At 34.0% G+C, this 14,483-nt stretch carries 14 protein-coding genes; 2 read left to right on the forward strand and 12 right to left on the reverse strand.

The genetic code is table 11. The annotated features are described in order from the left end of the window. Positions 1-16: 16 nt before the first annotated feature. The 8 genes from HUW50_RS24360 to HUW50_RS24395 all read right to left on the reverse strand — a co-directional run bounded on the left by HUW50_RS24360 (position 17) and on the right by HUW50_RS24395 (position 7,533). Positions 17-706, reverse strand: a complete 690-nt coding sequence (locus HUW50_RS24360; protein ID WP_066339573.1) for a CoA transferase subunit A — start codon at positions 704-706, stop codon at positions 17-19. A 35-nt stretch (positions 707-741) separates the two neighbouring features. Continuing rightward, positions 742-2,271, reverse strand: coding sequence for an acyl-CoA carboxylase subunit beta (locus tag HUW50_RS24365; protein WP_066339576.1), 1,530 nt, complete (start codon positions 2,269-2,271; stop codon positions 742-744). A 40-nt stretch (positions 2,272-2,311) separates the two neighbouring features. Next, positions 2,312-3,220 carry a hydroxymethylglutaryl-CoA lyase gene (locus HUW50_RS24370; RefSeq protein WP_185653437.1) on the reverse strand — a complete coding sequence of 303 codons (909 nt, stop codon included), beginning with the start codon at positions 3,218-3,220 and terminating at the stop codon, positions 2,312-2,314. A 29-nt stretch (positions 3,221-3,249) separates the two neighbouring features. After that, entirely contained in the window at positions 3,250-3,462 is a 213-nt protein-coding gene (locus HUW50_RS24375) for an acetyl-CoA carboxylase biotin carboxyl carrier protein subunit (RefSeq protein ID WP_066339583.1), read from the reverse strand. A gap of 477 nt (positions 3,463-3,939) precedes the next feature. Then, complete coding sequence (locus tag HUW50_RS24380; protein ID WP_066339588.1) at positions 3,940-4,380, reverse strand: YueI family protein; 441 nt, start codon at positions 4,378-4,380, stop codon at positions 3,940-3,942. Between the two features lie 56 nt (positions 4,381-4,436). Then, positions 4,437-5,054 (reverse strand): YitT family protein, encoded by a 618-nt coding sequence (locus HUW50_RS24385; protein WP_185653438.1) that lies wholly within the window; start codon positions 5,052-5,054, stop codon positions 4,437-4,439. Positions 5,055-5,278: 224 nt separating this feature from the next. Beyond that, complete coding sequence (locus HUW50_RS24390) at positions 5,279-5,932, reverse strand: C40 family peptidase (RefSeq protein ID WP_185653439.1); 654 nt, start codon at positions 5,930-5,932, stop codon at positions 5,279-5,281. Between the two features lie 245 nt (positions 5,933-6,177). Then, positions 6,178-7,533: an MATE family efflux transporter gene (locus tag HUW50_RS24395; RefSeq protein ID WP_066339595.1), complete on the reverse strand. Its 1,356-nt coding sequence runs from the start codon at positions 7,531-7,533 to the stop codon at positions 6,178-6,180. Between the two features lie 264 nt (positions 7,534-7,797). Between HUW50_RS24395 and HUW50_RS24400 the strand changes: the two genes are divergently transcribed. Continuing rightward, positions 7,798-8,985: a hypothetical protein gene (locus tag HUW50_RS24400; protein ID WP_066339597.1), complete on the forward strand. Its 1,188-nt coding sequence runs from the start codon at positions 7,798-7,800 to the stop codon at positions 8,983-8,985. A gap of 13 nt (positions 8,986-8,998) precedes the next feature. Here the strand turns inward: HUW50_RS24400 and HUW50_RS24405 are convergent, their stop codons facing one another. Together HUW50_RS24405 and HUW50_RS24410 are read right to left on the reverse strand one after the other, a co-directional pair. After that, positions 8,999-9,865, reverse strand: coding sequence for a gamma-glutamylcyclotransferase family protein (locus tag HUW50_RS24405; protein ID WP_066339598.1), 867 nt, complete (start codon positions 9,863-9,865; stop codon positions 8,999-9,001). A 240-nt stretch (positions 9,866-10,105) separates the two neighbouring features. After that, positions 10,106-11,461 (reverse strand): arsenic transporter, encoded by a 1,356-nt coding sequence (locus HUW50_RS24410; RefSeq protein ID WP_066339600.1) that lies wholly within the window; start codon positions 11,459-11,461, stop codon positions 10,106-10,108. A 336-nt stretch (positions 11,462-11,797) separates the two neighbouring features. Between HUW50_RS24410 and HUW50_RS24415 the strand changes: the two genes are divergently transcribed. Then, complete coding sequence (locus HUW50_RS24415) at positions 11,798-12,109, forward strand: Dabb family protein (protein ID WP_066339602.1); 312 nt, start codon at positions 11,798-11,800, stop codon at positions 12,107-12,109. Between the two features lie 345 nt (positions 12,110-12,454). Here HUW50_RS24415 and HUW50_RS24420 read toward each other — a convergent pair whose 3' ends face one another. Beyond that, positions 12,455-13,249: an aminoglycoside phosphotransferase/kinase family protein gene (locus HUW50_RS24420; protein WP_066339604.1), complete on the reverse strand. Its 795-nt coding sequence runs from the start codon at positions 13,247-13,249 to the stop codon at positions 12,455-12,457. Between the two features lie 18 nt (positions 13,250-13,267). After that, positions 13,268-14,032, reverse strand: a complete 765-nt coding sequence (locus tag HUW50_RS24425) for a carbon-nitrogen hydrolase family protein (protein ID WP_066339614.1) — start codon at positions 14,030-14,032, stop codon at positions 13,268-13,270. Between the last annotated feature and the right edge of the window lie 451 nt (positions 14,033-14,483).

Consider the following 14,483-nt stretch of genomic DNA (forward strand, 5'->3'; position numbering starts at 1 on the left):
ACATAGTTTCATGCTCTTAATTACGAACAGTTATCCGTTCAATTCGTTTTTCTTGTTTTCCAACGACTAGTTTCTGAACATAGATACCTGGTGTATGAATTTGATTGGGAGGTAACTCACCAACATCTTCCAGTAATTCGACCTCAGCAATCGTTATCTTTCCAGCAGTGGCCATCATTGGGTTAAAGTTTTGTGCAGTTTTGTTGTAAATAAGATTTCCGAATTTATCAGCCTTCCAGGCGCGGATTATACTAAAATCAGCAGTAAGAGATTCTTCTAGTAAATATTCCTTGTTATTAAAGACACGGGTTTCTCGGTCCTGGCAAATCGGTGTTCCAACTCCAGCTGGAGTAAAAAAGGCAGGAATCCCAGCACCACCTGCACGAATTTTTTCAGCCAATGTTCCTTGTGGAATTAGTTCAACCTCGAGTTCACCGTTTAATACTTGACGCTCAAACTCCTTATTCTCACCTACATAAGAAGAAATCATTTTTTTAATTTGTTTATTTTTCAATAATAAACCTAATCCCCAATCATCAACACCACAGTTGTTTGAGATCACTGTGAGATTTTTTACACCGGAATTACAAAGAGCTTTAATTAAATTTTCAGGAATTCCAACAAGTCCGAAACCGCCAACCATTATTGTTGCACCATCTTTTATTTCTCTTACTGCTTCTTCAAATGACGCTAAAATTGACTTCATACCATGGATACTCCTTCCTAATCATAAACTTTGGATTAAACTGGATAAACAGGGTGCTTTCGATGTGTAAATAATACATACTTAGACATATAAGTATCGAAACGTGTGAGTAGTTCGTTTCGAAGCGAATTTGCTGGGATGACACCGTCAATGATCATTTCTGATGCTAATCGATAAATATCGATATCTTTGCGGTACTCTTCTCGTTTTTGTTCGATGAATGCAGATCGTTCTCCCTCAGGTAATTCAGCAATTTTATTTGCATAAACCGCATTAACGGCAGCTTCAGGACCCATAACTGCAATTGAGGCACTAGGTAAAGCAAGGCAACAATCTGGTTCAAATGCTGGACCTGCCATCGCATAAAGTCCAGCACCATATGCCTTTCGAACTATAATTGATATCTTGGGCACAGTTGCTTCTGACATAGCAGAAATCATTTTTGCCCCATGACGTATAATCCCAGCTCTCTCCACCTTTGTTCCGATCATAAATCCTGGAATATCTGCTAGAAATAACAATGGGATATTAAATGCATCACATAATGTAATAAATTTTGCCGCCTTATCTGCAGAATCATGGAAAAGAACGCCACCTTTCATTCGCGGCTGATTGGCTACTATACCGATTGACTGCCCATTCATTCTACAAAACCCCGTAATTAATTCAGGAGCAAATAATTTTTTAATTTCAAAAAATGAATCTTTATCAATAATACGTTCGATTAAATCCATCATATTAAATGGGGCATTTTGATTTTTCGGGATGATTTCTTCTAGTGTTTTTTCAAAATTGTTAGGGGCTACAGCTTCTTTCATTGGTGGCTTTTCTGAAAAGTTGGCAGGAAAATATGATAGGTATTTACGGGCAAGCTTTATTGCATCTTCCTCAGAATCAGCTAATACATCACCACAACCTGATACGGAGCAATGCATCTTTGCTCCACCCATTTCTTCGAGGGAAACTTTTTCACCTATCACCATTTCAGCCATTCGTGGAGATCCTAAGTACATAGACGCATTTCCATTAACCATAATTACAACATCACAGAAAGCAGGGATATACGCTCCGCCTGCTGCAGAAGGTCCAAATAAAATGCAAACTTGTGGGATTTTTCCGGAAAGTTTGACTTGATTATAGAAAATCCTTCCAGCTCCTCGCCGACCTGGAAACATCTCAATTTGATCAGTTATCCGTGCACCCGCAGAATCAACGAGATAGATGAGTGGTATGCTAAGTTTTTCTGCCGTCTCTTGTATTCGGATAATTTTTTCTACTGTTCTTGCGCCCCAGGAGCCTGCTTTAATTGTCGAGTCGTTAGCCATTATACAAACGGTTTGACCATTTACTTTCCCCATGCCTGTGACTACACCGTCTGCAGGCAAATTCTCCTCCATGCAATTTGCAAATAGAGCATCCTCCACTTGTAAACCATCATCAAAAAGGGATTCTAACCGCTCACGGACAAAAAGCTTTCCTTTCGTTGTATTTTTTTCATGGTATTTTGAAGCACCGCCTTTTTTAATTTTCTCTACTCGCTCTTGTAATGTTTTATCGAAAGACAACGTAGTTTCCCCCCTATATGTTCCTTTTGCATATAGATTGCTAGATTTTAATTTTCCCTTGGTTAGCTTGAATGTTATGACTTAACAATGGCCGACCAATTTTTTCTTGGATATATAATGCCGCTTTATCAAGCTTTTGTTTGTTAACACCAGTTAATACCCCCATCCCGTCGAGCATGTAAAGAAGATCGTCTGTTGCAAGATTACCAGATGCTCCTGGTGCATAAGGACAGCCTCCGAGTCCACCGATAGAGCTATCTATTGTCGTTACGCCCATCTCAAAGGAAGCGATTACATTCGCAAGCGCTGTTCCTCGTGTATTATGAAAGTGCATAGCTAAGGACTTTGCAGGAAATTTTTTTAGTAATACAGTTAATACTTCTTGGACTTGTCTAGGATTCGCTACCCCAATTGTATCTCCAAGTGATAATTCACAAATTCCCATATCAAACAATTTCTCTGAGATATCTCCAATCGAATGAATCGATACATCGCCCTCATACGGACAACCGAACACGGTAGATATATAGCCCCGAACTGACTTTCCTGATTCATGTGCTTTCTTTACGACTTTTTCCAATACAGGGAATGTTTCTTCTATGGATTTATTAATATTTTTTTTATTATGAGTTTCACTGGCAGACATAAACACTGAAACTTCATCAATATCTGCTTCAATCGCCTTTTCAAGACCTTTTAAATTTGGAACAAGTGCAGCATATGTTACACCATCTACACGTTTTATTTTTTTCGCCACCTCCATAGCATCCGCTAATGTTGGAATCCATTTTGGGTGAACAAAAGAGGTAATTTCAATATACGTTAATCCTGTATGTGATAATTGATTGATCCAGCTGATTTTATCGCTTGTCGTAATAAATATTTTCTCATTTTGCAACCCATCACGTGGTCCAACCTCCTTAATCGTTACCGTTTCTGGCCAATTCATGCCATACCCCTCCGGTTTTTTTGACTATTTTACTCTAACTCAATTAACACATCACCATCGCTTACAAAGTCACCTTCATTTATTTTTATTTTTTTTACTTTACCACTTACTTCTGCTGCAATTGGAATTTCCATTTTCATTGATTCTAAGATTACAACATCTTGACCTTTTTCTACTTCATCTCCAGCCTGAACCAATAATCTCCAGACACTACCTGTCATATTCGTCACTATCGTGTTCATTCTCTTGCCTCCTTAAATATATCAATAAGAAAAAATATATACCTATTTATATACTATTCCATCTAAAAGCTACTTATAATCAACATTGAATTTTTGCATTATTTAGACTTTATATCAAAATTAAGAAATTTATCCTTTGTATGATTTTTAAAGGGAACAAAAAAAAGCCAACACGAAATCGCGTTGACTAATATTCTCAACCTATGATGTTTTCAAACCAGCTTATTCTTTATGGCGGCAGTTTTTGCAAACATTTATAAGTTGATTTGTTTCCGTTCTATGTGGATATAATAACTTAATTCCAGTCTTTCCACATAATGGACATTTACCTCGTCCATTTGAAGGTAATTTATATAAGCTTTTCCCCCGATACCTTTTGGCCATATCCATCCATCCCTATCTGTATTATCCTTTCTCTTTATTTAATGATGGGATGACATTTAAATTGTAGGCATTTATTTCGTTTGTACAAAAATATTAAAATAATTTTTTGAAAAAATGAATTAAGTGATGATCATCTTCTGGTTCTTCCTCAAACACATCTTTTTGTTTCTCTATGTAAATATCTTCTTTGTTTATTGCATAATCATATGCCAAAACTAGACCTAGTTCAGAATCATATTCTTTGTTTGTAGAAATTAAAAATTTCGTTCCGATTTGATTAGCTAGCTTAATATAATCTGACAAGTAGGTGTAATTCATTGTTCCGTTCAAAAACAACGTTGCTTCTTTATTTTTCTTCATTAATTCTTCAACTTCAATATATGTACCTTTTTCCCTTACTTGTTGTTTTGTCAAAACAACCAAAACACGTTCTCTTAAAGTGCCTAAAAATCTCCGTCTTTCATCTGGTTTTATTTCTCGTACACCGTGTATCCCTTGTTGGATATAGTCATCAATGTTTTCACTCAAGATCATTGCCCCCCATTTAGATTCTTTTCTAGAATTGTATTTATTTATAATAAATATTCATTTCAAATCGATTCATATCCATTTACCACTTCTAATTCCCTCGATTTAAGTGGTAACTTGTAGATAATATCTATGATCCTCGTTCCAATAAATTGACAAACTACTGCATACAAGATTATTGTCCAGTCAACAACTACTCCTGTTAAAACTAATAAACTTCCGTTAATCCAAAATAACGTCTTCCCCGGTGGTAGTCCTTTCGTTTTTGACAGAATTAAAGCCAAAATGTCCATCCCACCTGAAGATGCACCCATTCGAAATAATATTCCTATTCCTACACCAAAGATCAATGAACCTATAATTAGATCCTGTATAACATTTGAAATGGGCTGTTCAATTAAAGGGGAAATGAAATTGATTGTAGCAGAAGTAACTGTCACACAATACATGGTCCAAATTACACTACTTTTTCCTAGCCATTTTACTGCAGCAACTAATAAACTCGCATTTAAGATCCAAAGTGTAAACGCAAACGGTAAATGAAATAAGTAATTTAACACTACACCTAAACTTGCAGCACCACCTGAAGGGATAAAGTGTGGGAATAAAAAGGTCGCCATTGCAACACCTTGTATTGTGGCAGCAATTCCGAAGATTATGCTTTTCTTAAGGATGTTCATCAAAAGATCTCCTTTATTTTGATAATTGTTAAGTAAGAGAACAAAATGGGTCAAATTTGTTCATGTTATATTTTTAAACAAAGATTCATCTATACAAATTATTTTAACATAACAGGATGAGAATATGATGATGTTGTAATTGCTAAAGAAACTGTTAAAAAATAGTAACAGGAAGTTTAATTTTCTATCCCATTTTTTAGTCATTATTAGTACTTTATTTCCACCTACATAAAAGCTCTAACTTTATGATATGCAGATAGAAAAGTAGCTTTTGTTCGGGATTTCTTAGTTATTAAGTAGTTAACCGTATTGTCAATATATGAGTGCGGAGTGCTGTTACCCTCCCTTAATTTAACCGCAGGATATGAGTCTAAATCACCTTCATATATTAATTTAAGCTGCTTCGCTTCACTTAAATCCTGTGGAGTAACAAGGGATAGCGGCTTATCAACAAGGGAAATTCCATTATTACTTAATAGTGTCGCAACAAATTGAGAGCAAAAAAATGCATTTTTCCTTTCTAAATCAATATTTAAAACAACCCCTAATAATCCAATTAGGTTATATTTATAGTCCCGCTCACTAAGTTCAATTTTTTTTATATTTCTTTTTAGTTGGTAATATTCAAATTCCGTAACAGTACAACTATATATTGCACATTTTGCCTCCTTAAATAACTCTGTATGAATATCTTCTCTCACAAATCCCCCAATAAATGGATTCCTTACATTCTTTCGACCAAAACTATACATCTCATTAAGTTCCTCGTCAAAAGCAATCGATGCGTGATTTAAAGTACTCTTTGTGTAAAGCTTGATCATCCTTGTAAATAACGTACCTGTATCTGTTAGAAATATATACACTTGTTTGTTTTTCATAAAAGACCCTCCAAAAATGATTGAAGGGATACGTTTAATAACACTCATCATATACCGCGTTGAACAAAGAGCTATATGTTTGCTTTTTGCTCTAAATTCCCTTCTTTCTATATGATAACGAGTTATTAAATAGTGAATAACAAGCTAGAGGTTTAATTGCTACTAAGACTTAAGCAGTATATTACTTATCAGACCTTGTCTGCTTTTTACAACAAAAAAAGCCACCTAGCAAGGTAGCTTTTTTCTTATCCATTTACATATTTATTTTCCCGATGTTTCAATCCATTACTATGATTCAACTTTTTCTCCATTTTATAAATAATTAAAAACAACACGCATAATTCTGTTAGCATCCCAATTGATTGTGCCAAAGCACCTATCTTTCCGTTCCAATAAGGAAAAAGACTAGAGGTTATAACTAAAACTAAAAATGTAAAGATTAAATTGGTTGATTGTGATAGAACCATAACCTTTGTGCGCTTTCTAACCATTAATAAACCATTACAAAAGTCGATAAAAGGAAAGACTAGTGTCATTAAGATAAAAACTTTTAAACTATCCAAACTTGCGTTAACTAAGCGTTCATTTGCACCTAAAAGATGCTCAATAAAAAATGCCCCTAAAGGAGAGTAGCAAAACAATGCTAATATCCCAGTAGGAATGAACCCCATCATTAAAGTGAATTTTTGAACCTTTTGAGGATGTTCTTTATAAAAAGTTAGAACAATTTGATGTGTATAGGTGAAAAAACTTAAGAATAATTGTGTAATACTTAGAGCAATTGCATATGACGCTATTGCTAATTCAATTTCATGTGTTTTACCTAAAAAAGCATTTATTATTGGTCCAACCATGACGATAATTAAAGATGAGAGAATCAAAGGATTGTAAAAATTAAATATTTGGGACTTTTTTGTAATATTATGATTTACATCATCCTTAACCATCTTTTTGACTAATATTCGCCCCTCTATAAAACTAACTAAACTTTCTATCACCATTCCGGCTAAAAAAATATATGCTCCTGTTTTTGCATTTATATTGCCAGTGTTAATAAATACGATGGATAATATATACATAACAACTAACCTAACGACCATACCAATGGTTAGCCATTTCGTTTGCCTATTTAAAATAATAACCCCTTGGAATAGACACCGAATAGCTGAAAAAAAGGTTACAATGATTAGAATTTGATAGACATCAACAATATGTGCAGTCATTTCCGTATCAGCACCAAAAAAGGTAGAAAAAATCCACTTACCTACCGGAGTATAGGCTAGGATACCTGCCACCATCATTAAACCTGTTAAAACATAGGCAGCTACCGTCGACATCACTTTAAATGATACTTTGTCACGAACTAGCGCTGAGCAGGCGTTCCGTAATAAAACACCTAGACGTTCTGTTATTCCAAATAAGCTCATAGCAATTACATAACTAGCAATAATAACCTCAGCGTTCTCACCTCTTGTTAAAGTCCCATTAATAATCATGTGAGAAAACGTAACTAAGCTAGCTGATAATCCTAAAGGGATAAAGAACCATAGGATCTTTTTGGTCGATAGCCCTTGTTCATCATGATCAATAATATTTCCCATCTCCCTTGTTTAATTAAAAATGTCAATCTTTTTTTACTTTTATAACTTAATGCTTCTATTATCTGATTTTACCAAAGTGTGAAAGCGCATTCTATAATAATATGATTATTTTTTATTTTTATTATTAATAAATTAAAATAAGAGGGTTTACACTAATATATTAAGTTAAATATATTTTTTATACATATGTATTCAAGAAGGATTTGAAAGACATTATCACGAAAATCAATGTTAATAAACATGATTAAAAAAGGAGTAAATTCTATGAAGTTAACCGGCGAGATGAAACAATTACTAATGATGTGTGCAAGTGCTATGATTATATTTGTCTATATTGGAATCTTTGTCAATTTGTATATTTGGGAACGTAATCATGATTTATTTGATGTTGCTTGGTATAATATTTGGATGGTCTTTTCGTCAGCATTCTGTTATTCATATGCAACAAAGCAATTAATCAATCATTCCATCAAAACATTAGTCCGATTAAGTGCTTTTTTTGGTGCTATTTCGTTTTTATTATTATCAGGCTTTCATCCTGAAAATGAGCTAGTTGGAATTGTAATGTATGCGTTACCAATCGGAGCGATGATGGGTTCTTATTGGGGTGGTATGAATATCATGCTGTCGGTTTATGGAAAAGGAAAAGAATTTGTTATTTTTTTCTCCGTATTTGCAATCGTTGGCCAGATAATCTCAATTAGCATTCCTCTTCTCTCTGCCGCAATCATCGAGCTAGTGGGTTTTATTGGTAGCTTTTTACTCATGCTAATTTTTGTATCACTCATGTTTATTATGTCATTTCGTATTCCAAACTTCACTTTAAAAAATGTAGATGAACGAATTTCCTTTAGAAAAGTATTTTCGTTTAGAAATGTTGCTACAAAACGAATGAAACTAATGTTAAAAACAACTTTTTTTCATGGTGTTGTTATGATGTTTCAAAATCTTTTTGTGCTTATCTTTACATTTCAAATTACAGAAAATGAATGGCTTATTGCATTATTAAATATTGTGTATACATTCTCATCGATCATCGCATTAAAATTATTTAATCAAATACAAACAATTTCCTATAAAACCTGGTTGAGGATTGGTATGACACTAATATCAATTGGATTTATTTGTGCAATAATTGGAGGATCGATTTTACTTATTATATCCAACATTTGTACTACTTTCGGTTTATTTTATGTTAATACGATTATATTTTCTGGTCAATTATCAGTACTCCAAAACGAAAATATATCCAAAAAGGTTAGTTTCCTGTTTTGGAGAGAGTGGATGTTTTTCATTTCCCGATTCCTTGTCATAGGTACTCTTTTATTTGTAGATCTTTCTGGACCACTCTTTTACATTCTCATGACGTTTGTAGTAATTTGTGGCTTTAGTATTCCATCTGTATTCCCAAATAAAAACAAGTCAATGAAAACTAAAAAGGCAATTGCATAAGTTTTCAAGCATCTTAAATCGATACAATCATTTTGAATTTTTTATATAATTCATCTTTAAGCTTCTCAAAATATTGATCACTAACAAAACCCTTTGCTCCACGTAATATCTCCCTTGCATAGTGCTCTGGTGGAGCTGTTTCTTCATTTTTATCAATAACAAGGAAAGTTAAAACGTTGGTGTAAGTCTTCCCATTCATTTCAATATCTATAAAAGCAGGGCGGTATATTTTTGCTTGAACACCTTCACGACGATACAAATAGCTCAAGCATTCTTTTGTTATTTTATAAACCTTCCCTTCAACAGTGTTTTTAGCTTCAATAATATCTGCTCTTCCACCATCGCTTGACTTACGGGTATAAGCTAAAGAAAAGCCGTGTGCCTTTCCACATCCTTTTACAAGTTTAAATAAATGATCCACTTTTGATTTTCTAAATCGTTCGTCATCCATACATGACCCGTATGCAAAATATAAGAGATTATCATTATTCAAATATCTATGACACTTCCAATCTCCGAAAGGAATATGAGTCATTTTCTCCTGTGTGTTCTTATATATATAAACAAAAACATTGTCATAACGAATAAGATCAGTGAAGACTGATTGAATAATTCTGTCATAGAGATTGCTTTTGTTTTCACCTCTATATCCTTCCAACACATCTAGTGTTTGAAGTTGTTCGTATGATATTTCATATAATTCACCATAAACACGTTGCAAAGGATCACAACACATTGCAGGATAACCTTTTCCTGTGTCGTATAGTATCCCAGGTGTCCAGCAATGTCTAGCTAAACATTTTGCTCCCCTCAATAAATGTTCATTTTGTTCATACTGGCGGAGAGTTCCATACACAAAGACAAGAATTTTCCGATTCATACTTTTGCCTCCTAAACAATGCTCACAGTTCAGCTTGCTTCTTCCTTCATTCATGAAATACATATTTTAGTCAGACTCCGATTATGACAAAGATGACTAGATAATCGTAAACCCTTGTAATCAAAATTAAGCAAGAGGCTTTCTACGATATCTAGTCATACCATGTTCATAACCTTGTAAACGCTATCCAAATAAAGGAATATAACGTTGTCATTCCACCCTTGTAAACACCACATTTTCTTAGGCGAAGACCATTTGTACCCAATAATAAAGGAGAAACAATGTTACAACAGTTGTTAGTGGAATAACTAAAATTGACACCTGTAAATAATCCTTCCATTTTACTTTAATTTTATTTTCCCTTAATATATGCATCCAAATTAGTGATGCGAGTGTTCCAATTGGTAATAGTAAGGAACCCATGTCACTTCCAATGATATTTGCAAGATAAATAGTCTTTAAGGTAATAGGATCCAACCCCATTTCGGTTAAAGTTATCGTGCCAATCATTAAAGCAGGATGATTATTAAAGATATTAGATAATATGGAAACCAATCCACCCATAATAAAGCTTGCTTGGAACAGTCCCTGGTTTACAATAGGTTCACATAATTTTACAAGCATTGCCGTTAAACCTACATTATGGAGTCCATAAATTATGACATACATCGAAAAAGCAAATAGAAAAATTTTCCAAGGTGTTTTCTTTAAAATATCTACTGGATTTGTACGTAAGTGATACCATCTCCATATAAGTAAAACGACTGAACCTAATACAGCAACAATTTCAATTGGTATAGCAAAATAAGAGGCGACAAAAAGGAGGCAACGAATCACAAAGACAAACAATAGAACAGCTAACATAAATTTTGTACGTTTATTTTTTGTCTCAACAGATATCGTTCCTTTTAATGGATGAAAATGTTTCGTGAAAAATAGTTCTTCGATGTCATAAGAAACTTCTGGCAATTTTTTTGGTAATTTCTTTTTTACCACGATATACATTAACCACGACATAAATAGCAAACCTAAAGTTGCTGGAACAAACATCATTGCTGTATGCATATAAAGTGACATATGAACAATCTTTAAAGCAATTAAATTGACAATATTACTTACTCCGATTGGCGCACTAGATGCGGTCGCAATCAATGCACCACTTAAAAGGTAGGGAATTTGCTCATGTGGTTTTAAGCGAAGATTTTTTAGGAGTAATATCAAAATTGGAGTTGTAATTAATATACTTCCATCATTATTAAATAAAAGCGTCATTAAGAAGCATAATAGTTGAATATACCAGTAAAGACGATAACTAGACCCCTCCGCTAATCGAACAAGTCGTGCGGCTGCCCAATGAAAAAAACCGAAACTTTCTAAAATAACAGCCATCACGATTGTTGCAATAATTGTAATCGATGCTCCACCAATTTTATTCAAAATATCTAAAATGTCTACATGAGATACAATGCCTGTCAGTATAATAATCGCAGCACCGATTGTTGCAGGCCATGCTTCATTTAGCCCATTCGGCCTCCAAAATATGACTAGCATTGTCATCACAAAAACAAATACAGTCACTCCAATTTCAAAAGTCATTTACGATGCTCCTTTCTTTTTATATAGAGAATATCATCGTTGCTTTCTTCATGTCTTAATCCCTATATTTATATTCAAACCTATGTCAAATGGATTAGATATTAAAGTAGATTTCTATAAATGTACGAATGGCTTTATGGTAGAAACACCCTGTAGAGATACTAGCTGATTGTGTACATTCAACTAGTAAACAAAGTTCCAGATGAAGAAAAGAAGAAAATTATTTTTATGAAGTGATTTTTGTTAAAGCACTTTTAAATCAATTGCAATCGCTTACGTGAAAGTTAATAATATAAGAGAAATGGAAAATAGTTAGTTAGTAAAGGAGAGATGGAAATGGTATCTGGTAGAATTAGACATATTGCTGTCTTCACATTAAAATATCCAGTTGATTCAACTGAAGCAGAGAATTTCTTGGCTGATGGAGCGCATATTTTAAGTGCAATACCAGTAGTAGAGAATTTTGAGGTTTTACGTCAAGTTAGTTCAAAAACTGACTTTGATTTTGGCTTTTCAATGGAGTTTACGAACCAAGAAGCTTATGATACATACAATCTCCATCCGAATCACAAAGCATTTGTTGAAGAAAGGTGGAAAAAAGAAGTAGAGAGATTCCAAGAAATAGACTTTATGAAGCAAGATTTTTAGATTTGTTCCATATAAGATAAACAAAAATTTCAGGGCGTTCGTTTATTGACGTAACGTAGAAAAAAAGATCTCTACGTATCAGATAAAGTAAGACTTCTATCATAGGGGGTCTTCATCCTCCCCTATGATAGATAAAAGAGATACTTCTCATACTTTTACGGACGGTTGTCATTTACTGCAAGTTAAGGAGCTACAAAAGAAACACGAAGTGCAACAAGCATTCGATTGTGACTAGCGAATAAGGAGTGTAAAGTTCAATAGGAGCTGGACTCTTAAACTGGATGTCAAAGCGCTTATCCTTTGTAAGGTAAAGCCCCCATTGAACCTATTAGTTTAACAAGAATCCTATTCTATAAAATCAATAATAGGTTTAAATAAGTAATATTGTTCGATAAATCTATTAAAGTCTTTACCTGAGAAGATTGCTTCAACCGCCAATCTGAACACTACAGCTCGTACAATCATTTCTTTGTTGTATTTATTGTTTATAAGCAAATCAATATTAGAAACTCTACTTCCTTGCCATGCGATACAATCACATACTAAAATAGCTTCAGCATATTCAACTGGGGCAACGGTAGGGGAGAAATCAATAATTAACGGTGGCAAAACATCATCAAAAAGAATGTTTCCTGCCAAATCGGCATGAACAATTTGTGAATTATATTGTTCTTTTAGATTTACTTTTAGAAGTAGCTTATTAATTATTTTCCTTATTTCAATATTTACTTCCATAGGTAATTCTCCTTTTTGCCATGCTATTCGATGACCCTCTACCCATGGATTATCACCTTGAGGGAAGTCTTTAAAGTTGATATTAGATAAATCATGGTGAAATAATCTAGATACATGAAGTTTCTCTTTTATAAGACCGTTTACATCCTGACCACGTTCAAACTTAGTACATACCCAACCTTCACTAACAAATGTACCTTTAGTGCTTCTAATAGGCTTTGATAGCCTGTAACCATGAGGATTTATCATATCGATAATAGTTAACAGCCATTCATAATGCTGCACGTCATCAACTGGTTTTAATACAGCTTCATTATTCACTCTTACCGATGTGTTCTGTCCACCAAATAATGGTACAATTTTGCCACTTAGATTAAATGAATAACCTAACTCTTCAGACAACATGATATTTCACCTACTAACCTAACATATATATTCAACTTCAAAGTCAGGTGAAATTAAATCCATTTTTTCTAAATCCCAATAAAAAGTTAAAATAGAAGATTGTTTTGATTTATGCGAAAGGAGACGTTTACCATTCTTAATAATCAGACTTTCAGCTTCCCAAAAGGTAACTGACTCGTCTTCTCCAGTACGATTACAAACAAATAAACAAAGTCCAGTATCTATCGATCTTTGTTCCCACTCACCGTTTGGTCCGTGTAGCCCTGGACCCCAGGCTGACGGGGCAATTAGGATCTCTGCTCCTTTGGCTAAGAATTTGTCTGCAATATTTTTAGTGTAGGCATCTGCACATATTAAAACACCAATTTTAACATTCCCCATATCTATTGGTTCAATGAAAGCACCAGAGGTAGACCAATCATCTATAATACTTGTGATTTTCCTTTGTTTTCCTATTATATTACCACCTCGGTCTATTACAAATACTGAATTATAAAGTTCTCCACTCTCTGACTTTTCAGGACAACCAAGAAATACATTAGTATTCAATGACTGAACCAACGCTACAAAGTTTAACATCCATTCATCGGGTTGCTGCATTATCCACTTAGTTCCTATCTTTTGAGAGAATTGCAAGCCACTAACTGCTAATTCGGGAGTTATAATCCAATCTACATTTTGATCAGCCGCTCGTTTAACTGCTTTTTCAATAAGACTTTGATTCTTTTTTATTTCACCTGCGATTGGTAGCAAGTGTAATAAAGCTACTTTTAATTTACTCAAATTAAATCCCCCTCTTAGATTTTAAAATTAGGCTGTTTTCGCAAACTTTGTTGCTTTTAAAATAGTATTGGATTGGTTGATTGGCGCTCCAGGATGCTCGCTTTCCGTGGGGCGGGCGATGAGCCTCCTCAGCGCAAAGCGCCTGCGGGGTCTCATCTGTCCCGCTACTCCCACAGGAGTCTCGCACCTTCCGCACCAATCAACCTAATCAGTTTTGTTCAAATACAACAATCTTTTAGAAAAGAGCCTAAAATTAAAATTAGTTAATTTTGTTTCTTTTTCTAAGTAATAATAACTCTAACAAAATTAATCGAACTATTCTTCTACAAGCTCATTAGATGAGCTAAAAAGATTAAAAATAGTAAAACAGTATCTCTACTAATTGATAAATCAAGAAATTGTTTTACTGATAATATTTTTAAAAAAGGATAACTTATTTATAGGAGGTGCT

The sequence above is a fragment of the Metabacillus sp. KUDC1714 genome (genome assembly GCF_014217835.1).
Lineage (GTDB): Bacteria > Bacillota > Bacilli > Bacillales > Bacillaceae > Metabacillus > Metabacillus rhizosphaerae.

What these genes read in the sequence shown, in the direction of transcription:
- HUW50_RS24360 (WP_066339573.1), bottom strand. Translation starts at nt 706, where the DNA reads ATGAAGTCAATTTTAGCGTCATTTGAAGAAGCAGTAAGAGAAATAAAA.
- HUW50_RS24370 (WP_185653437.1), bottom strand. Translation starts at nt 3,220, where the DNA reads ATGAATTGGCCAGAAACGGTAACGATTAAGGAGGTTGGACCACGTGAT.
- HUW50_RS24375 (WP_066339583.1), bottom strand. Translation starts at nt 3,462, where the DNA reads ATGAACACGATAGTGACGAATATGACAGGTAGTGTCTGGAGATTATTG.
- HUW50_RS24380 (WP_066339588.1), bottom strand. Translation starts at nt 4,380, where the DNA reads ATGATCTTGAGTGAAAACATTGATGACTATATCCAACAAGGGATACAC.
- HUW50_RS24385 (WP_185653438.1), bottom strand. Translation starts at nt 5,054, where the DNA reads ATGAACATCCTTAAGAAAAGCATAATCTTCGGAATTGCTGCCACAATA.
- HUW50_RS24390 (WP_185653439.1), bottom strand. Translation starts at nt 5,932, where the DNA reads ATGAAAAACAAACAAGTGTATATATTTCTAACAGATACAGGTACGTTA.
- HUW50_RS24395 (WP_066339595.1), bottom strand. Translation starts at nt 7,533, where the DNA reads ATGGGAAATATTATTGATCATGATGAACAAGGGCTATCGACCAAAAAG.
- HUW50_RS24400 (WP_066339597.1), top strand. Translation starts at nt 7,798, where the DNA reads ATGAAGTTAACCGGCGAGATGAAACAATTACTAATGATGTGTGCAAGT.
- HUW50_RS24405 (WP_066339598.1), bottom strand. Translation starts at nt 9,865, where the DNA reads ATGAATCGGAAAATTCTTGTCTTTGTGTATGGAACTCTCCGCCAGTAT.
- HUW50_RS24410 (WP_066339600.1), bottom strand. Translation starts at nt 11,461, where the DNA reads ATGACTTTTGAAATTGGAGTGACTGTATTTGTTTTTGTGATGACAATG.
- HUW50_RS24415 (WP_066339602.1), top strand. Translation starts at nt 11,798, where the DNA reads ATGGTATCTGGTAGAATTAGACATATTGCTGTCTTCACATTAAAATAT.
- HUW50_RS24420 (WP_066339604.1), bottom strand. Translation starts at nt 13,249, where the DNA reads ATGTTGTCTGAAGAGTTAGGTTATTCATTTAATCTAAGTGGCAAAATT.